This is a genomic window from Gracilibacillus halophilus YIM-C55.5 (assembly GCF_000359605.1).
Classification (GTDB): domain Bacteria; phylum Bacillota; class Bacilli; order Bacillales; family Amphibacillaceae; genus Gracilibacillus; species Gracilibacillus halophilus.
Genome location: NZ_APML01000046.1, coordinates 1 through 20,045, shown reverse-complemented (window position 1 = coordinate 20,045; position 20,045 = coordinate 1). Strand labels below are relative to the sequence as shown.

Below are 20,045 nucleotides of genomic sequence, written 5' to 3'. Positions count from 1 at the left end.
TCACATGCTTATAATTCATTTTGCAAAAATTCTAATACATCATCTGGGGTTTTTGTATATGCGCTATGACGATGAGCTATTTTTTCTCCATCTTTGAAAATTAACAAGCTAGGGATGCCCATCACTTCATATTTTTCCGCAAGTCCTTGTACTTCATCACTATTGACTTGATACCAGTCATACTGATCATATTCTTCCATAATTTCGCCAATGAACATATCCATACGTTTGCAGTCTGGACACCAATCGGCAAAGAATTTTATAATAACTGGTTGTTCAGAAGCGATAATTTCGTTAAATTGCTCGACAGATTCAATCGACTTCATTTCTTTTCGTCCCCCTTTTTCCTTATCGTTATCAAAAATCTAACATGATCGTATGGTACGGGCAACATTTTTGTTTACCGATATTCAATTCGTCCCAATAAATAAGCGATAAATAAACCGAGCGCAAACGTTCCGATACAAATGATCATTGGAACAAAAGCAGTTGGCCAACCCGGAAAAATCACAAATACCGAACCAACGACCATGCCAATTACAAGAACATAAGTACCGATTGGGAAGCGAGAAATAAAATAATGGATGATTTTGCTCATTGATAAGATGCCAAGCACGACACCCATGCCAATCAACCCGAGAACCAATAAGTTTAACGTAGTAATTGCATTCATAATCGTCCAATAGGAACCTATCACATATAATAGAAAAGAACCACTAATCCCTGGAAGTATCATCGCCGCACTCGCTATAAAACCAGAGGCAAACAACCAAAGATACGTAGACGCTTGGTAGTCCGTCACAATGGTCGCATCCCCTTCTTGCAGAAATGCTAAAGATCCAACCAAACAAACACCGATAAGAAACATCAACACATGCTTACCTGATGCATTTCCTTTCATATTTGATTGGCGGTATAAAAAGGGTAAGACACCAATAATTAACCCTAAAAAGGCAAATTGTGTGGGTTGTGGATGATTCTTAAACAACCATTCCATCACGTTCGCTAATGCAAAAAGTGAAATCAAAACACCGATTCCTAATGGGATTAGAAAGCTTAAGTGTTTTTTTACATCTTTACTAAAAAATCCGTTCACCGCTTCGATCAATCGATCATATATACCCAGCACGACAGCAATTGTCCCACCACTAACACCAGGAACTGCATCGCTTGCTCCCATAAACAAACCACGATAAATGTTTCTCCACTCCATACCTTTCTCTCCCTTGTTTACTTCTCCTCGATAAACTGTAATTCAGGCAACCATTGCGACAAATGTTGCTTCGTTTCCTCATAATGTTGCTGTGCGTTTTCTAATTGTGCTTCATTCACATCTTGTAATGGCAGTACTTGAAAATTGCCCATCGCTCCATCTTCATAATTATAATCCACAAAGGTCGGTAAAAAAGATGGTGACTGAATGCTTACCGTTTGCCCGTTAGCTTCTGTCTTCTTTTTCACTGTAAAGTTTAGAATGCCACCTATTCGTCGATACAATTGATCTTGGCCTGACAAGAAATTTCCTAAAGAATAAGCCACTAACGTTTTCTGTCCATTCTTTCCTTTCACCCATTCAATGGGTTGAAGTACATGAGGATGATGACCAATCACAACATCTACGCCTAAATCGGCAGAAAACTGTGCTACATTTTGTTGTTCTTGACTAGGATATCTTTGATACTGATTACCGAAATGATAACTAACAATCGTAACATCTGCTTTCTGCTCCGCCTTTTTCACATCCTGTTTAATCAACTGACGATCCATCAGATTCACCAAATATTCTTTCCCATTCGGTACACTGATCCCATTTGTCCCATATGTATAGCTCAGAAACGCCACTGATATATCACTTTCCGTTTGGATGATGCGAATATCGTTACGATCTGCCTCACTTTTGAAGCCACCAGTATATTTCATCCCAATCTCATCATAGTGTGCAATCGCTTCTCGTATCGCTTCCTCACCATGATCGAGTGTATGATTATTTGCCATCGTTACCAGATCAACCCCCGCTGATTGCAAGTCATTTGCGAGCTGCTTCGGACTATTAAAGCGAGGGTAGTCACTTAAACCAATTGCAGTGCCACCAATCACTGTCTCTTGATTCGCCATTGTAATCGTTGGATTTTTTAAATCAGAAGCCACAGGGGCTAACATATTGGTGAAATCATAACCTGTTTCAGTTGCCGCATCTTGATAGACACGTTTATGAATCAGTACATCCCCGATCGCTGCCATGTTGATTTCACGTTCAACCGGATATAACGTATCAAATATCGGCCCTTGCGCTTGTTTTTCTTCGATTTGAAGTGATCGAGCCTTCACATCCTTTTCTGTTTTCTGGTCAGTATCTTGCACACAGCCAAACAAAAAGACAAAAAACAAAAGCAGAAGTAGAATTTTTCTAGTCATCGATGTCCGACCCTTCTGTCGTTACATATCGGTAACAACAATTCTATAATCTCTCATTATCTTACCATACAAATACATCCAATTATAGTCTGAGCTAGCTGTCTAGTGATTCAGTTTGTGTTTCTCTCGCAACCTTTCTGGTGCCATTTTTACCATTTGCTGTAGGATCAAGCTTACAATCATCACATCATCTAAAACACCAATCGCTAGAAGCCAATCTGGGATCAAATCGAACGGAAAGACAACATAACCGATCATCAACAAAATCGCAATCACTTTTGCAGTAATGGTGACTTCGCGCGATGCAAAATAATCTTTTAAAAAAGGAATTGATTTTCGAAACTGAAAAATGAACTTGAGCCTGCTCCAAAAACGCATGATATTTTCAACCCCTTTTGACAAGAAGAAAAAACCAGTAAAATTACTGGTTTTTCTTACGTTTGGCAAGTTTTTCACGTTCGCTTTTGTCCAAGATTTTCTTACGTAATCTAATGGATTCAGGTGTCACTTCACAATACTCATCATCATCTAAATATTGTATCGCTTCTTCTAATGACATTTGATGTGTTTTTCGAATCGTTGCAGTTTGATCTTTGGTTGCCGAACGTACGTTAGTTAAATGCTTTTCTCTCGTAATATTAACGGTTAGATCATTTTCACGATTATGTTCTCCAACGATCATTCCTGCATAGACTTCCGTACCTGGGTCAACAAAGATTACCCCACGATCTTCAAGATTCATAATACCATAAGTCGAAGCTTTTCCGTTTTCTAAGGCAACGAGCACGCCTTGACGTCTGCCGCCAACTTGTCCTTTCGATACAGGGGCATATTCTTCAAATGTATGATTAATAATGCCGTAACCTCGCGTTTGCGTCATAAACTGAGTCGCATAACCGATTAATCCTCGAGAAGGAACCTTAAATTCCATACGAACTTGACCGTTACCTGTATTGACCATATCCATCATTTCACCTTTACGCTCTCCTAACGATTCCATGACAGGTCCTGTGTAATCTTCAGGCACGTCCATTCTCACACGTTCGACGGGTTCGCATTCGACACCATCAACCTCTTTAATAATAACTTGCGGCTTGGAAAGTTGTAATTCATAGCCTTCACGCCGCATATTCTCAACTAAGATCGATAAGTGTAATTCACCACGGCCCGATACCGTCCAAGCGTCTGGTGAATCGGTTGGTTCGACGCGTAAACTGACATCCGTTTCTAATTGTGTGCGCAAACGTTCTTCAATTTTTCGAGCTGTAATATACTTTCCTTCTTTTCCGGCAAATGGGCTATTATTCACGACAAATGTCATCTGTAATGTCGGCTCATCAATCCGAGGAATCGGAAGTGCCTCTTGATGATCTTGCGGACAAACCGTCTCACCCACATTAATATCTTCCATACCAGCTAGTGCAATAATATCGCCAGCTTTGGCTTCATCAATCTCTACTCGTTTCAAGCCAATAAAGCCAAACAATTTCGAGACACGGAAGTTTTTCACCGTTCCGTCCTTTTTAATAAGGGACACGTTTTCCCCTACTTTAATCGATCCTCGGAATACACGTCCCACACCGATACGACCAAGGTAATCATTATAATCAAGTAATGTCACTTGAAATTGAAGAGGGTCTTCGCTCGTATCTACAGCCTTCGGAATGTGTTTCAAAATCGTTTGAAAAATAGGTTCCATTGTTTCTTCTTGCGTATCTAGTTCTTCTTCGTAGCTCGACGTTCCATTTAACGCCGATGCATACACAACGGGGAATTCCAATTGGTCTTCATCTGCGCCTAGTTCAATAAACAAATCAAGCACTTCATCAACGACTTCATCCGGACGCGCATTGGGACGGTCGATTTTATTTAATACAACTACAGGGTCCAGTTTTTGTTCGAGTGCCTTTTTTAATACGAAACGGGTTTGCGGCATACATCCTTCATAGGCATCAACTACCAGTAGTACACCATCCACCATTTTCATAATCCGTTCGACTTCACCGCCAAAATCGGCGTGACCTGGTGTATCAAGAATATTGATTTGCGAATCTTTATAATTGATCGCTGTGTTTTTTGACAAAATCGTAATGCCACGTTCTTTCTCGATATCATTCGTATCCATCGCGCGATCATCGACTTGTTCATTCTCACGAAATGTACCTGAGTAATGTAACATCTGGTCAACTAGCGTTGTTTTTCCGTGGTCTACGTGCGCAATAATCGCAATATTACGTAAATCTTCTCTTAATTGCATGAATACATTCTCTCCTTCATTTGGCGTTCCCATTCATTTTGCAACTTGTCCATTGTATCACATTCAGCGCTACATCTATAGTCTTACCCACTGTCTGAATTATTTCGTTAGGTCAAATGTGATAGTGAAAGCGGCACCACTACCTTCTCGATTGCTAGCTGAGATTGTACCACCGGATTGTTCAATAATCGCACGAGCAATCGCTAACCCAAGTCCTGATTCACCACTTTTCCCTTTGACAAAACGGTGGAATAATTTGGATAGCAAATCTTCATCGATGCCTTTCCCATCATCGCTAATCTCTATCACAGCTTTTTGATTTTGTTTGTACGCGCGTAGTTCCACTGTCTGATTGGCATGACGAATCGCATTGGTAACAATATTCATGATGGCTTGAAGCATCTTATCCTGATCGAGCCACAACTGATAGTCATTGTCTTGATGCAGTTCTAACTTCACTTTTTGATCATTCGCAATCGGCATCGCTCGATCTTCCACTTGTTGCAATATGGCCGAGAGAGAAACGGTTTCTTCCTCATAATGTTCGGCTTCACTTTCTAATTTGGCTAACAAGATCATTTCATTAATAATTTTCTTCAAACGTTTAATTTCATCCACCATCACTTGATGACCACGTTCAGCCTCTTCTGCTTCAAATACACCATCCTTAATACCTTCTGCGTAACCTTGTATGGTCATTAAAGGTGTCTTTAATTCATGACTAGCATTTTGAAAGAATTGTCTCTGTGATTGAATAAAGCTATTGAGTTCGTTCGCCATATCTCGCACGCTTCGTTCAACCTCTTTAATTTCACCTGTCGCACTAATTTCCTCCATTTGATCAAATTGTCGCTTTTCGATCTTTTTTAATTGGTGACGTAATTTCGTTAAAGGCGTCACTAATCTCTTCGTTAAATAATGACTGAGAAAAACAGCAACAGCTAAACCTATGAAGAAGATGAGCACCATACGTCGAATAAAATTTTCTTGAACGGCTTGCAAATCGTCTAAAGGCGTTAAGAGAACCAATTGTTGTGAGGAAAAAGGAATAATCGACACAACGTATTTATTATCATTCGCTTCCCACAAAGGCTGATCATCTCTGTCTAACTCATAACGGTCAACCCAATAATCTAACCGTTCAATATTCGGCATCGAAGAAAAAATAATGCTGTCAGAAGTCTCATCATAAGCGAACACTTGTAAATTAAACTCATCTAAAAGACTTAATAACTGTTGCGCGTTAGATGAATTATTCAAGTCTTGGGATAATATGAAATTCACAATCAATTGTCCATTATCTTCGAGTTGACGTTGCTCATCATCGATTAGCATTTGCAACATTTGCGAATAAATTAATACACCAGCTACCGTCATAATCACCATTAATAGTGTCGTAAATGCAAGCGTTAGTTGATATTGCAGCTTCATTTTGACTCCTCGTCAATGTGCAGACGATAGCCATATCCCCATACCGTTTCTACTGGCAAACCATCTAATTTTTTTCTAAGACGTTTAATTAAATCATCGACGGCACGATCACTGCCGAAGTAATCATCTCCCCACACGAGCGTCAATAATTCATCCCTAGAAAACGCACGATTGGCATTTTTTGCAAAAATTTCCAACATTTCGAATTCCTTTGAAGTTACATCAATCTCAGCATCTTGCCAAAACACTTGTCTCGCTGCTTGATCTATTTTCAATGCATCGATTTCAATGGTTTCAAATTCATCTGTTTTATTCGTTGTTGGTGTGCTCGCACGTTTAAATAATCGTTTGATTCGGGCTACGAGTTCTCGAGGACTGAACGGCTTCGTTAAATAATCATCACTTCCTAATTCTAATCCCAATATCTTGTCAACTTCTTCATCTTTCGCCGAAATGATAATAATAGGGACTTCGCTTACCTCTCGAATGTTTTTACACAATTCATATCCATCCATCCCTGGCAACATAATATCTAATATCCACATATCGGGCTTCTCTGCTTTCGCCTTCGCCCACGCATCTTCTGCGCGCTCCATTAGCGTGACTTGATAACCTTCTTTTGTTAAATAAGCTTTTACAATATCTCGAATGTTCGGATCATCTTCAACGATATATATTTGTTGACTCATATCGTGTTACCACCTTTCCATCTGCACATCACGTGATCAAACGCATTTGTCTAATGTTTTTATTTTCGCATACTTATTCGAAAAAATTAAGCAATCTTTGTAAGGGAAAAGGAATTTTTACACAGTTTTTTTACAATTATCACGTTAATCTACCAAATCTGCTGGGTAAACTAAAAGTAGATCATCAAAGAAAGGTGTGATAAATAATGAGTGAATTTGATCCACAAGATCAGCAAACACAAGAAACAACTTCTTCTCAAGCGAAACAATCAAAATCTAATAGAAATATGATATCCATGTTTATTAGTGGTTTAGCAGGTGGGCTCATCGTTGCGTTATTTAGCGCTGGAATTTTTCTTGCTTTTTTTAACAACCAAGATGGAGAATCGGCAACGAACCAAGATCAATCAGAAGATACCCAAACGGAAATTGATCAAGGAGAAGATGTCGTACAAACCGCTAACGTCAATAGCGATGGCGAATCATCCGTATCGCAAAACGAAGCCATTCAATCTGTATCTGACGCAGTTGTTGGTGTATCCAACATTCAACAAACAAGCCTTTGGGAACAATCAGAAGGACAAGGCACTGGATCTGGTGTCATTTATAAAAAAGAAGGCGATTATGCTTATGTAGTGACCAACCACCATGTCGTGGAAGGTGCACAAGAGTTAGAGGTCATTTTACCCAATGAAGAGCATATTACTGCTAAACTTTTAGGTAGTGACCAATTAACCGATCTTGCTGTATTACGTATCCCTTCCGATCAAGTAGATGCGGTGGCACCACTTGGTTCATCAGCTGATCTAGGCGTTGGCGATACAGCGATTGCGATTGGTAACCCATTAGGCACAAAATTTGCTGGATCAGTAACCAAAGGAATTATTAGCGGCCTAGAACGTTCAGTCAATGTTGATTTAAATGGTGACAGTCAACCCGATTGGACAACGGAAGTCATTCAAACGGACGCAGCCATCAACCTGGTAACAGTGGCGGAGCGTTAGTCAATGCGAGTGGTGAAGTCGTTGGCATTAATTCTATGAAAATTGCGCTAGAATCGGTTGAAGGTATTGGTTTTGCCATACCAATTGATGATGCCAAACCGATTATCGAACAATTAGAAACCGAAGGCGAAGTCACACGACCATTTATGGGCATCAGTGCCGTCAACTTATCATCGGTTCCAGAACGAGAATTACAAGAAACGTTACAGCTTGATGAAAATGTCGAAAACGGCATTGTTGTCGCCCAAGTTGAGGCTTCTTCTCCAGCAGAAAATGCAGGACTACAACAATATGACGTGATCACTAAAATTAGCGGCACGAACATTTCATCCATGCTTGAATTGAAAAAACATCTGTATAATGAAACAGAAGTTGGCGAACAAATCGAGGTTACCTATTATCGTGAAGGACAAGAACAAACCACTTCACTCACCCTCTCAGAACAAGGTAATCTTTAAAGATAGATAGATTTCACAAGGACCAGTCAGAAAATGGCCGGTTCTTTTTATTTACAAACGTAGCATCGGTGTATGAAAGTGATATATTTTTTGATAAGCTAATCGTAGCATTTACCTTCAACGATTCGACCAATTTTCTTATAGGACACAAGGGGGAGTTGAAATGACTCAAGCTACAACGATCGGTTTTATTGGAACAGGCGTAATGGGAAAAAGCATGTGTCAACATTTATTAGACGCAGGTTACACTGTCAACGTATATACGCGCACAAAATCAAAGGCACAAGCATTAGTAACAGCAGGAGCAAATTGGAAAGATTCCGTAAAAGAGATTGCGACTGATTCAGATGTCATCATTACAATTGTCGGATTTCCGAGTGATGTTGAAGAAGTGTACTTCGGGGAAAAAGGCATTATTGAACAGGCAAAGACGGGTAGCTATCTTATTGATATGACAACTTCTGATCCAATGCTTGCCGAAACAATTGCTCAAAAAGGAAAAGAAAAAGGGTTACACAGTTTAGATGCACCTGTATCAGGTGGAGATGTTGGCGCAAAGAACGGTTCGTTAACAATCATGGTCGGCGGTCAACAGGATGATTATCAAGCGATGCTTCCGATTTTTAATCGACTCGGATCAAATGTCATTCGCCAAGGAGAAGCGGGGGCTGGACAACACACCAAAATGGCCAATCAAATCACGATTGCGTCCAACATGATCGGCGTGAGTGAAGCCATTATGTATGCTAAGAAATCAGGACTAGACCCATCAAGCGTATTAGAAAGCATATCACAAGGAGCTGCTGGTAGCTGGTCTTTACGTAATCTTGCCCCACGTATGACAGAAGGCGATGACAGACCCGGCTTTTATATTAAACATTTTATTAAAGATATGACGATTGCCCTATCTTCGGCGAAAAGAATGGGACTCCTTACCCCAGGACTCGAACTTTCACTAGAATTATACCAAGAATTAGAGAAACGTGGGGAAGCTGATTCTGGAACCCAAGCGTTGATTAAATGGTATCAAACGAACGTTAGACATCGAGATTGATTTCTCTTGATCCGCTTGTTATAATAAGTGCTTGCAAGAGACAATGTATGTTCAATCCCAACCTACACACATTTATATCTTGCAAATATGAATGGATAGGTGGTATGAAAAATGGAAGAGAAAGAGAAGTATCAAGTCTTATTGTACTATAAGTATGTCGAATTGGATGACCCGGAAGGCTTCGCGGAAGAGCACCTTCAATTCTGTAATGATTTAGGGTTAAAGGGACGTATTTTAGTGGCACATGAAGGCTTAACGGCACGGTTTCTGGTACAGTGGAACAAACGAATAAGTACATGGAAGCGATGCATAACGATCCTCGTTTTGCTGATATGCCGTTTAAAGTCGATGAAGCAGACGGTCACGCTTTTAAGAAAATGCATGTGCGACCACGCCCAGAAATCGTTACATTGCGTTTAGAAGAGGATATTGATCCAAACGAACAAACAGGAAAATATCTGACACCGAGAGAATTTTATGAAGCCATGCAAGAGGAAGATACCGTCGTATTGGATGCACGCAATGATTTCGAATATGACTTAGGGCATTTCCGCGGTGCAATTCGTCCTGATATCGAGACTTTTCGCGAATTACCTGAATGGGTAGAAGAAAATAAAGAAAAATTAGAAGGAAAGAAAGTTCTCACGTATTGTACAGGCGGCATTCGTTGTGAGAAATTCTCTGGCTGGCTAAAAGAGCAAGGAATCGCTGAAGATGTTGGTCAGTTGCAAGGTGGCATTGTCACATACGGTAAAGACCCAGAAGTACAAGGCGAACTTTGGGACGGGCAACTGTATGTATTTGATGAGCGTATTTCTGTCCCTGTCAATCAGAAAGAGCATGTTGTCGTCGGAAGAGATTATTTTGACGGTGAACCTTGTGAACGTTATGTTAATTGCGCCAATCCAGATTGCAATAAACAAATTCTCTGTTCTGAAGAAAATGAGCATAAATATATGCGAGGCTGTACACATGAATGTCGTGTTCACCCGCGTAATCTATATATCGCAGAGCAAAACCTCACGCAAGAAGATATAGATGCAAAATTACAACGCATCGAAGAAGAAGATGGCGTTACGCAATAAATGAAACAAAAAGCATGTTACTTCATTCAAACCTGAAGTAACATGCTTTTTAATTTCTTTTAAATCAGGAAACTTTTTACACCAATTACAACCCCAAAATCACGAAAGAACATCCGATGAATTCCAAATAATAAATGATGCTCATATTCCTCCAAAATCAACATTATTTATACTTTACATTTTAAGGAATAAATTCTATTATTATACTTGACATTTTAAGGAATAAATTCTATTATTATACTATAAAATTTTAGATTATTAATTCAATTTTTTAGAAAGGAGGTGAATTTGATGAAAAAATTGCTTATTTCAGCTTTAGTTTTGATCTTCGCCGGAATTGGATTTTATTCCCATAACTCCTCAGATGATTTTACCGCAGAAACTACTTCTTTACGAGAGACAACAACTATTAATGATAATGGTGCTGAGGTAAAATTCGCAGCTTTGGCAAACGGTCTTAAGTTTTGGGGAAAAGAAGCAACAAAAATGTTCCTTGATAATGGTGGCCTTGCAAGTACATCAAGTAAAGGTTTAGACTTTCACGACCTTGATTCAGCGTTTGATAGGTAAGAGAAAAGAAATAAACGCACCTTATTAGTGCGTTTATTTCTTTTCTAAACAGATAACAAACAGTAAGAAGAAAGGATAAAAAGTTATGAAACAGATAAATAGATGGCTTTTATTAGGATTGATAACGGCACTTTCCGTTTTTTTTGTCATTCATTATTCACTAATCATTATGTCTGCAGGTCCTATTAATCCTATTTCAGCTGACTTTAAAACAATCACTAGCAAATATACTTCTACAGTTTTTAGTCAAAACTGGCATTTATTTGCACCAGATCCTGTTAACAGGAATGTTAGAATTTATATTCAAACTTCTAACAATGAGTCTGAAAAGAGGGATGATAACTGGATTGATATTACTAAATTTTTCATAGACAATAATAACACTAAATTAATAACACCTTATAATAGAACAGTTAGGTTAATAGATGGAATATTTGCTGATGTAACAGGATCTAATTACACAGAAGATCTAGTGTCTAAGTATATACACAATTTAGAAGAAAATGAAAAGGAAGAAGACCCTATTATAAATGCTTTTACAAATGTGAAGGAAAATTCAATAGATATAGGAGAAAGGGATCTTTATAAATTTGCATCTTACTATGCTAATTCTTTTATAAATAATCATTATAAAAATGACAGATACATTAGAATTAAAATAATAGCATATAATACAATTCCATATTCAGAACGAAACAATGATAATTTTTCAAAACAAATAACATTTAGTAATACATATAAATGGAAAAAACTAAGTGATATCGCATCTATGTAAACTATTATTGCCAAACTCCACTATAGATCTTGCACATTACCTAAATACAATATAATTAAAGAAACATGTAAATCTCCCACCAATTTTCATTTTAGAATTCAAAACGTATTAAACATAATAAATTTTCGATTTAGGTTTAATCTCTAGTATCAATTCTAACTTTAAAAGGGGGCAAGTCGATGTATAAATATAGCGAAAGTATAGTCAACTTTTTTTCAACTGAGCGTTTTACAATAGGAACGAGCTTATTAAGAGTTTCCTTCGGACTGATAATACTATATAACTATGTAGTATTATTTAGCCAACGTCATTTTTTATTTACAGATCATGGATATCACACCTTTGATAAAAATTCCATATCACTATACAATTTGTCAGATTCATTAATATTTTTTGATATAATGTATAATACTGGGATTATATTAGCCTTTTTATACACTATAGGTATAAAATCACGCCTCATTAATATAATTAATTTTATCTTTTATTATTCACTTTATGCACGTTTTTACCATATTGGTGATGGTGGAGATAATTTAATGGTCATAGTACTTTTTTTCATGGTATTTACAAATTGTACAAAATACTTTTCTGTTAGTTCAACTCAGAAGAACAAATATAAAAAAGGATTAGGCATAAACACTTTTTATAAAAATGCTTGTGTGATTTTCCATAATTTTGCTGTATTTTTTATAATTGGTCAAATGATACTGGTTTATTTTATATCGGCAACTTATCAGCTTATGGGGGAAACTTGGGCAACTGGAACTGCAATTTACTATATATCTCAAGTTAAAACCATGTCTTCACCTTTGTTAGAAAATTTATCAACAAATTTTGTGTATTTAAGTGTTCTATTAACTTATATCAGTATTTTCATAAAGTATGCATTTGTATTTCTAATTTTCAATAAGAGGTCAAAATTAGTCATTATTCCAATAATGTGCTTGTTCCATATAGGGATTGCCATTGGAATGCAATTATATACATTTTCATTAATTATGATTTCTGTTGAAGCAATATTATTTACAAATACGGAATATAAACAGTTATATACAAAAGTAAGAAAACTAAAGATATTATTTTTTAAACATACAAGAAAATTTTCAAAAAGATACATACCAAATCAAAAGATTTGCGTGTTTTATGATGGGGAATGCAGTTTTTGCTTAACAACTGTGCGTAGACTGAAGCAACTTGATTGGTTTAGGCTAATCAGCCTTATTAATTTCAGAAATTACAATAATATAAAAAAATGGGATATTTACCCTGAAAATTTAGAGGAAAGAATGCATAGTATAACTATTAAATCCAATAAAGTTAAAAGTGGATTTGATGCATTTATAGAAGTTACGAAACATCTTGTTCCCCTTTGGTTTTTGCTTCCTATCCTTTATCTTTTCAAATGGGTAGGTATGGGGAATATAACTTATAATTTTATAGCAAAAAGGAGAAATTTACTTTCTTCTCATTATTGTAATTCTGAATCCTGTCTAGTTAGTACAAAAAGGGGGAAAAAATAATGAACGTTCTTATAACCACTTTAGTGGTACTTTCAATAGCTATAATAGCTATTGTAATACTACTCTTCGTAGTCAGAATAATGTATAATAGGTCATTAAGAAAAGACAAGTATGATTTGTTAAAATATTTAATAGAACATAAGAGTCGTATCTCTATAAATATAAAAGAAAACGGAAAAGATACGCTATCAATAAATACCCATCAAACTTTTCCTCTGGCTAGTACTGTAAAAATAGTTATAGCCTATTGCTTAGTAAAACAAGTAAATAATGGTGAAACAGACCTTAATGATGAAGTTAAATTAAGTGACGTAGATTGTTTGTATATCCCGAATACTGATGGTGGCGCACATATCCAGTGGAAAGAGTCCATAGATTTTCCAGAATATGTGTCTCTTCTAGATATAGCAAAAGGTATGATGAAGTTTAGTTCAAATGCTTGTACCGATTTTTTAATTAATAGAATAGGTTTAGATAAAATTAATAACTCTATAGAAATATTACAGATGCACAAGCATAGTAAATTAAACTACCTTACACCGACTCTTTTGATTCCTGGGTATTTGTCAAATAAAAGAAAAATTGCGTGGGAAAAGTTAAATTCTATGAATAATGATGTTTACCACAAGATATCCAAAGACATTTTTCAACACATGAAAACAAGCAATGTTAATCAACTCAAACAACATGCACCAAAAATGCTTAATAAAAAAATGCAACTTTTGATTAATAATCGGTTACCATCATCCACAACAAAAGAATATTGCGATCTTTTATACAGAATCGGCAATGATTTATTAAATAAAAAGGAAAAAAAACTATTCAGTGACATCGTACTCGGTGAATCTACTAAACAGGGTAATGACCGATATTTTTGGTATAAAGGAGGGGCTACATTATTTGTGTTAACGTCTGCTTTGTATAGAGAAACGCAGGATAGTAATATCTCTGTTAGCTTGTTTATACAAGATAATAAAAGTGAAGATTTATATTGGATACGAGGGATTTTTAACCAATTCATATTAAATGTTGCTAAAGATGATCAGTTTAGGGAAAGAGTAAAAACGGAATTATCGATGTCCACACATTAATAATTCCTGTGATATAGTGAAAGTAAAATAGTCCTCTCTTTTTTGCAGATAATATAAATACGTTTTCCTTATACTACTTTATATCAACCATCTAATATACATGAATGAGTCAGAACAAAAATATTTCTATTATAGACAAACATTATATATGAAAAAGAAATACGATATCAGTGAATTTAATTTTAGCAATAATGATTAATTATGGAAATTGAATAAAATCGCATTAACCAGGGTTTTGCAGATAATAATGATAAAGGAGGCGATTACATGTCTGTCTATGATTTTCAAGTCGAAAAGAACAATGGGGATGACATGTCGTTACATGACTTTGAGGGAAACGTATTAGTAATCGTCAATACCGCGAGCAAATGCGGTTTCACCCCTCAATTTGATGGGTTGCAAAAGCTTTATGAGAAGTACCATGATCAAGGTTTAGAAATTCTCGGATTTCCTTGCAACCAATTCATGAATCAAGAACCGGGTTCTAGCAATGATGCAGAAGAATTTTGTAAAGTGAATTATGGTGTTAGCTTTCCGATGTTTGCCAAAATTGATGTTCGTGGAAAAAACGCTCATCCGCTGTTTCAGTACTTAACCAAACAAGCATCTGGCATTGTATCCGATCAAATTAAATGGAACTTTACTAAATTTTTAATCGATCAAGAAGGAAAAGTCGTCAAGCGCTATGCCCCCAAAACCGAGCCTGAAAAGATGGAATCAGATATTCAAGACTTACTAAAAAAGCAGCCAGAGTAAGGATACGATGAAGTATGCCTTATTCTGTGCTGCCTTAGCGACTTCTATTAGGTTAGCCGATATTATTTAACAGATTAGCCATTTCAATAGCGGAAACTGCTGCTTCTGCGCCTTTATTACCTGCTTTCGTACCAGCACGTTCAATAGCTTGTTCGATCGTATCTGTCGTCAACACGCCAAAAATAACAGGTAATCCTGTTTCCATCGCGACATTAGAAACACCTTTGGAGACCTCACCACTCACATAATCAAAGTGAGGTGTTGAGCCACGAATGACCGTCCCTAGCGTAATCACCGCATCGTATTTTTTCGATGCAGCCATTTTTTGGGCAGCTAGCGGTATTTCAAATGATCCCGGCACCCAAGCAATATCAACATCATCTGTTGCCACACCGTGACGTTTCAACGCGTCTTGTGCGCCTTCTACAAGTTTTCCCGTAATAAATTCATTAAATCGGCCGGCTACAATTCCGACTTTCAAACCCGTTCCAACAAAATTTCCTTCAAATGTGTTTCCCATTTTATATTCCTCCCCCATCTTGATTCTCGTCTACATGTAGTAAATGATCTAATTTGCTTACCTTCGTGCGCAAATACGTTTCATTGTTACGATTGGCTGGTATTTCAATTGCCTTACGGTCAATGAGTTCTAAGCCATACTCTTCAATACTCGATAGTTTGCGCGGATTATTCGTTAGCAGCTCAATTTTTCCAACACCGAGGTTGCGTAAAATTTGTACACTAATCGCATAATCTCGTAAATCGTCAGGAAAACCGAGTTGATGATTGGCTTCTACTGTGTCATACCCCTGTTCCTGTAATTGATAAGCTTTCATTTTATTAATCAAACCGATGCCACGGCCTTCTTGTCGCATATACACTAATACGCCTCGCCCTGCTTTTTCAATCTCTTCTAATGCTTTTTCTAATTGCGGGCCACAGTCACATCTTTCAGAACCAAATGCATCCCCTGTTAAACATTCGGAGTGCACGCGTACTAAAGTTGGCTCTTCAGGTGTTAAATCACCTTTATACAAAGCGATATGTTCTTTACCTGTATATTTTTCCGTATAAGCTACAAGATTAAAATCGCCGTGTGCAGTCGGCAGAGTGACTTCCGCTTCCTTTGTAATTAACTTGTCGTAAATTTTCCGGTAGCGGATAATATCTTGTATCGAAACCATAGCCATATCATGTGTTTCAGCGATTTCTTCTAAATCCGGTTGACGGGCCATGGTCCCATCTTCATTCATAATTTCACATATAATCGAAACAGGTTTTGCACCAGCTAACCTCGCCAAATCAACCGATGCTTCTGTATGCCCGGAGCGTTCTAAGACACCAGCATCTTTTGCTACTAACGGAAAAACATGTCCCGGTTTTTTAAAATCATGTGTGGTGGTTGTTTCATCTAATAATTTTTCAATCGTTAACGCGCGTTCGTGTGCGCTAATTCCTGTATGTGTCGTATGATAATCAATGCTAACGGTAAAATTCGTCTCATGAGCGTCCGTGTTATTCGCCACCATTGATCCTAATTGAAAGCGATCAGCATAGCTCTGGGCCATTGGGGTGCAGATGAGACCTCTTCCTTCTTTCGCCATAAAATTAATCACTTCTGGTGACACATGTTCAGCTAACGCTAAAAAGTCACCCTCATTCTCTCGATCCTCATCATCGACAACAATAATGATTTTTCCTTGTTTTAAGTCTTCAATTGCTTGTTCCACTGTATGTTTCACTTGTTGATGCCCCCTCATCCAAAGCCGTTCTCGCGCAGCTTTTCTGCTGTCATTCCTGCATTGTTGCTTTCATGATCATCCGCTTGTAATAAACGTTCCATATATTTCGCCAACATGTCATACTCCATATTTACAATATCACCAGTTTGTTTTTGACCTAACACGGTTGCTTCTTGCGTCTCGGGAATTAATGAAATCGTAAATGAGTGATCCGTTACACCAAACACCGTTAACGAGGTCCCATCAACGGCTACTGACCCTTTTAACGTCATATAGCGCGTTTCTGGCGCTGAGATTTCTATATATTTAGCATTATCTTCGGTCCAAGTCTTCTCAATCGTTCCTACTGCATCCACATGACCTGAAACAAAATGCCCACCAAATCGACCGTTGGCATGCATCGCCCGTTCTAAATTGACCTCAGAATGAACCGTTAATCGAGCGAGAGAAGAAGCGCGAAATGTCTCTGGAATCACATCAACTGAAAACCAATCTTGTCCGAAATCAGTCGCTGTTAAACAAACGCCGTTCACGGAAATACTATCTCCGATCGATATGTCTTCGGTCACTTTCGGTCCGTGTATCTTCATCACAAGCGCTTGATTGGTTTGGTTGAGTTCTTTGATTCGTCCTTTTTCTTCAACAATACCGGTAAACATTAACGTTCCTCCTTTGGTCGGGCAATGACTTTGATATCAGGGCCCACTTGGTAAAAATCTTCAAATGTAAGTTCCTCTGCCTCGTACATCCATTGTGGTGATTGACCACCAACTACCGAACGTGCATCTTGTCCTGTTAATAGCTTAGGTGCAATATACCAATGACATTCATCACATACGTTTTCTTTAATAAATGCTTCGTGAATCGTGCCTCCACCTTCGACATAAAGCGATTGAATACCTCGTTCCGCTAAACGCGTTAACATATTCGGCACTTGGATTGAGTCACTCTCCATTTGAATGACGGTGACATGTGGATGTTTTTCGTGAAAAGAAGTTATGTCGGCTCGTGTACCACAAACTATCCACGTCTGTGCAGCTGTGTCAAAAACGGCATAATCATCATGTAGCGCGAGCTGTGTATCCAGTATGATACGAATCGGATTTTTCCCGCCTTGGGGCAAACGGGTCGTCAACTGCGGATTATCCTTTTCTACGGTACGGCGACCTACTAAAATCGCATCATGCTTATGACGCTCTTTATGCACATCAATCCTTGCTTCTTCATCCGTTACCCACTTACTGTCACCAGTAGCTGTCGCTGTTTTTCCATCCAGTGTCATCGCTGCTTTTAATGTGACAAAAGGACGATGATGACGCATGGTATGAAAAAATGCACGATTTACTGATAACGCACGTTGTTCCAATATACCGACTTCTACAGAAATGCCTGCATTTTTTAACATGTGAATGCCCTTGCCTGCCACTTTAGGATTCGGGTCCACACAAGCAATGTAAGCATGTTTTATTCCTTTTTCGACAATTAATTCAGCGCATGGCGGTGTCTTCCCATAATGGGCGCACGGCTCTAACGTGACATAAATATCGGCACCCACGGCCTTTTCTCCTGCTTGCTTGAGCGCGTGTACTTCTGCATGCGGCTCACCCGATTTTAAATGGGTGCCAACCCCTAGAAGTTCACCATCTTTAACGACCACCGCTCCCACCGAAGGATTTGGATTCGTTTGAGATGTTGTTGCTTCGGCAAGTGTTAATGCAAGATCCATCCACTCTTTTTTCGTTTTCATTGAATCACACCCTTCCGTTGTATGAAGAAGAGCAACATAAAAAACCCTAGGATTGGATATTCCTAGGGCATGATGGTTATATGTGCAACGCAAAACACGCTGATTTTTTATACAAAATCAGTACAATCGTTCCGCATTCCTTTTCCCATCCAGACTATTACTGTCGGTTTTGGCCTCTCACCAAATCCACCTTCACACCACTCGTGGCGATCCGGGTCACGGACTTTAAGCTATAACGCTTATTACCGTCGGTCGGGAATTACACCCTGCCCCAAAGGAATCAGTTTTATTTGATTCTATCCGTATTATATAGAAGTTTTTTTTCATGCGCAATCAATTAGCCTGTACTTTCATTCAAACGCCGATTATAATATAGATAACCCTCATTTACTCCTCAATCAAAAAGGATGTGATTTTTTGTACAAACCTCGAATAAAGCCCCTTGAACTGATGCAGTTTGAAGCCTTACATGGACGAAAGGAATGTACGAAACAAGAAAAACGCCGTTATCACAATCAACAGAAAGGCTATGAAGGCGAACTTCAATTTGATCAGTGGTTAAAAGGATTAACTTGTGACTGCCTCGTCTTAAGTGACTTATTGTTCAACGTCAATCATTCACTTGTTCAAGTCGATTCTCTTATCATCATGCCTGATTGTGTCCACCTTTATGAAGTTAAAAATTACGAAGGAGAGTATTTTTTTGATCATGATCGATTTTTCCAACGTATGCGCTACGAACCCCATCAAGAAAAGAGTAATCCATTAACACAATTAGAACGAACAGAATCTCACCTTCGACAACTTTCCCAACAGCTTGGTTTCTCTCTTCCACTTCATTCGCGCGTTGTTTTTGTTAACCCCGAATTCACGCTCTTTCAAGCACCACTCAACAAACCGATTCTCTTACCATCGCAACTCCAACGCTATTTCCATCATATGAACCGCATGAATGCACAACTGACTGCCAAACATTACACATTAGCAAAAAAATTATCTTCACTGCATATGGAAAAAAATCCTTTTCAATCACGACCAGATGTTCACTATGATCACTTGCGCAAAGGTATTCGTTGCCAAAAATGTCGATATTTACATTCGATTCAAGTCAACAGAAAATATTGCCTTTGTAAAAAATGCGGCTGGGAGGAACTAGTAGAACATGCGATTTTACGAAATATAAGAGAATTTCAATTGCTTTTTCCACATGATCCATTAACAACGAATACGATCCATCACTGGTGCCACATCGTTGAATCTAAACGAACTATCCGCAACGTTTTGAATAAACATTTTGAAAAAGTAGGTGTGCGTCAATGGACGTATTATCAGTAGTAGCTTTGTGAATAAGCACGACGGCAATCCTTTCGCCTACATCTGATTTATTTCTTTCATCGGTATCATGAAGACACTTTTTCCGGCTTCGATATCGATTTTCTGCCTTCATG

20 protein-coding genes, 2 pseudogenes and 1 riboswitch are annotated in these 20,045 nt (G+C 38.0%); of the genes and pseudogenes, 11 read left to right on the top strand and 11 right to left on the bottom strand.

The features are described 5' to 3' along the window. Positions 1-8: 8 nt before the first annotated feature. The 7 genes from J416_RS10485 to J416_RS10455 form a co-directional block, all read right to left on the bottom strand. Entirely contained in the window at positions 9-326 is a 318-nt protein-coding gene (locus J416_RS10485; RefSeq protein ID WP_003470819.1) for a thioredoxin family protein, read from the bottom strand. Between the two features lie 74 nt (positions 327-400). Beyond that, entirely contained in the window at positions 401-1,213 is an 813-nt protein-coding gene (locus J416_RS10480; protein ID WP_003470816.1) for a DUF368 domain-containing protein, read from the bottom strand. 17 nt (positions 1,214-1,230) lie between these two features. Continuing rightward, positions 1,231-2,415, bottom strand: coding sequence for a CapA family protein (locus J416_RS10475; protein WP_003470813.1), 1,185 nt, complete (start codon positions 2,413-2,415; stop codon positions 1,231-1,233). Between the two features lie 102 nt (positions 2,416-2,517). Next, complete coding sequence (locus J416_RS10470; RefSeq protein ID WP_003470811.1) at positions 2,518-2,793, bottom strand: YkvA family protein; 276 nt, start codon at positions 2,791-2,793, stop codon at positions 2,518-2,520. A 43-nt stretch (positions 2,794-2,836) separates the two neighbouring features. Further along, the gene (typA, locus tag J416_RS10465) at positions 2,837-4,672 is read right to left on the bottom strand and encodes a translational GTPase TypA (RefSeq protein WP_003470808.1); all 1,836 of its coding nucleotides are present in this window, start codon (positions 4,670-4,672) and stop codon (positions 2,837-2,839) included. Positions 4,673-4,771: 99 nt separating this feature from the next. Next, positions 4,772-6,103: a sensor histidine kinase gene (locus tag J416_RS10460; RefSeq protein ID WP_003470805.1), complete on the bottom strand. Its 1,332-nt coding sequence runs from the start codon at positions 6,101-6,103 to the stop codon at positions 4,772-4,774. Continuing rightward, the gene (locus J416_RS10455) at positions 6,100-6,792 is read right to left on the bottom strand and encodes a response regulator transcription factor (RefSeq protein ID WP_003470802.1); all 693 of its coding nucleotides are present in this window, start codon (positions 6,790-6,792) and stop codon (positions 6,100-6,102) included. The genes J416_RS10460 and J416_RS10455 overlap by 4 nt, the downstream gene beginning before the upstream one ends. 206 nt (positions 6,793-6,998) lie before the next feature. Here J416_RS10455 and J416_RS16270 point away from each other — a divergent pair. From J416_RS16270 to J416_RS10415, 10 genes and pseudogenes are all read left to right on the top strand, one after another. Continuing rightward, a pseudogene (locus tag J416_RS16270) lies at positions 6,999-7,843 on the top strand (S1C family serine protease); the annotation flags it as partial. Continuing rightward, entirely contained in the window at positions 7,832-8,254 is a 423-nt protein-coding gene (locus J416_RS16265; protein ID WP_003470798.1) for a S1C family serine protease, read from the top strand. The pseudogene J416_RS16270 and the gene J416_RS16265, both read left to right, overlap by 12 nt. 163 nt (positions 8,255-8,417) lie before the next feature. Next, a complete protein-coding gene (locus tag J416_RS10445; RefSeq protein WP_003470797.1) occupies positions 8,418-9,308 on the top strand; it encodes an NAD(P)-dependent oxidoreductase in 891 nt (296 codons plus the stop codon). Between the two features lie 111 nt (positions 9,309-9,419). After that, positions 9,420-10,072: pseudogene (trhO, locus tag J416_RS10440) on the top strand (oxygen-dependent tRNA uridine(34) hydroxylase TrhO); the annotation flags it as partial. After that, complete coding sequence (locus tag J416_RS16775; RefSeq protein ID WP_476701402.1) at positions 10,046-10,393, top strand: hypothetical protein; 348 nt, start codon at positions 10,046-10,048, stop codon at positions 10,391-10,393. The pseudogene trhO and the gene J416_RS16775, both read left to right, overlap by 27 nt. 291 nt (positions 10,394-10,684) lie before the next feature. Beyond that, a complete protein-coding gene (locus J416_RS10435; protein ID WP_003470793.1) occupies positions 10,685-10,963 on the top strand; it encodes a hypothetical protein in 279 nt (92 codons plus the stop codon). Positions 10,964-11,048: 85 nt separating this feature from the next. Further along, entirely contained in the window at positions 11,049-11,738 is a 690-nt protein-coding gene (locus J416_RS10430; RefSeq protein ID WP_003470789.1) for a DUF5819 family protein, read from the top strand. A gap of 179 nt (positions 11,739-11,917) precedes the next feature. Next, positions 11,918-13,261: a DCC1-like thiol-disulfide oxidoreductase family protein gene (locus J416_RS10425; RefSeq protein WP_003470787.1), complete on the top strand. Its 1,344-nt coding sequence runs from the start codon at positions 11,918-11,920 to the stop codon at positions 13,259-13,261. Next, a complete protein-coding gene (locus J416_RS10420) occupies positions 13,261-14,352 on the top strand; it encodes a serine hydrolase (RefSeq protein WP_003470784.1) in 1,092 nt (363 codons plus the stop codon). The genes J416_RS10425 and J416_RS10420 overlap by 1 nt, the downstream gene beginning before the upstream one ends. A 267-nt stretch (positions 14,353-14,619) precedes the next feature. After that, positions 14,620-15,108 (top strand): glutathione peroxidase, encoded by a 489-nt coding sequence (locus tag J416_RS10415; RefSeq protein WP_003470781.1) that lies wholly within the window; start codon positions 14,620-14,622, stop codon positions 15,106-15,108. A 52-nt stretch (positions 15,109-15,160) separates the two neighbouring features. On the opposite strand, the gene ribH is transcribed toward J416_RS10415, so the two are convergent. From ribH to ribD, 4 genes are read right to left on the bottom strand one after another with little or no spacing between them, the layout of a single operon-like run. Then, positions 15,161-15,628 (bottom strand): 6,7-dimethyl-8-ribityllumazine synthase, encoded by a 468-nt coding sequence (ribH, locus tag J416_RS10410; protein ID WP_003470778.1) that lies wholly within the window; start codon positions 15,626-15,628, stop codon positions 15,161-15,163. 1 nt (position 15,629) lies between these two features. Continuing rightward, on the bottom strand, positions 15,630-16,850 hold the full coding sequence (locus tag J416_RS10405) for a bifunctional 3,4-dihydroxy-2-butanone-4-phosphate synthase/GTP cyclohydrolase II (RefSeq protein ID WP_003470775.1): 1,221 nt from the start codon (positions 16,848-16,850) through the stop codon (positions 15,630-15,632). A gap of 14 nt (positions 16,851-16,864) precedes the next feature. After that, the gene (ribE, locus tag J416_RS10400) at positions 16,865-17,509 is read right to left on the bottom strand and encodes a riboflavin synthase (RefSeq protein ID WP_003470774.1); all 645 of its coding nucleotides are present in this window, start codon (positions 17,507-17,509) and stop codon (positions 16,865-16,867) included. Further along, positions 17,509-18,597, bottom strand: coding sequence for a bifunctional diaminohydroxyphosphoribosylaminopyrimidine deaminase/5-amino-6-(5-phosphoribosylamino)uracil reductase RibD (gene ribD, locus J416_RS10395; RefSeq protein WP_003470771.1), 1,089 nt, complete (start codon positions 18,595-18,597; stop codon positions 17,509-17,511). The genes ribE and ribD overlap by 1 nt, the downstream gene beginning before the upstream one ends. 133 nt (positions 18,598-18,730) lie before the next feature. Further along, a riboswitch (FMN riboswitch) is annotated at positions 18,731-18,880 on the bottom strand. A gap of 134 nt (positions 18,881-19,014) precedes the next feature. Here ribD and J416_RS10390 point away from each other — a divergent pair. Continuing rightward, a complete protein-coding gene (locus tag J416_RS10390) occupies positions 19,015-19,932 on the top strand; it encodes a nuclease-related domain-containing protein (RefSeq protein ID WP_003470757.1) in 918 nt (305 codons plus the stop codon). Positions 19,933-20,045 lie beyond the last annotated feature (113 nt).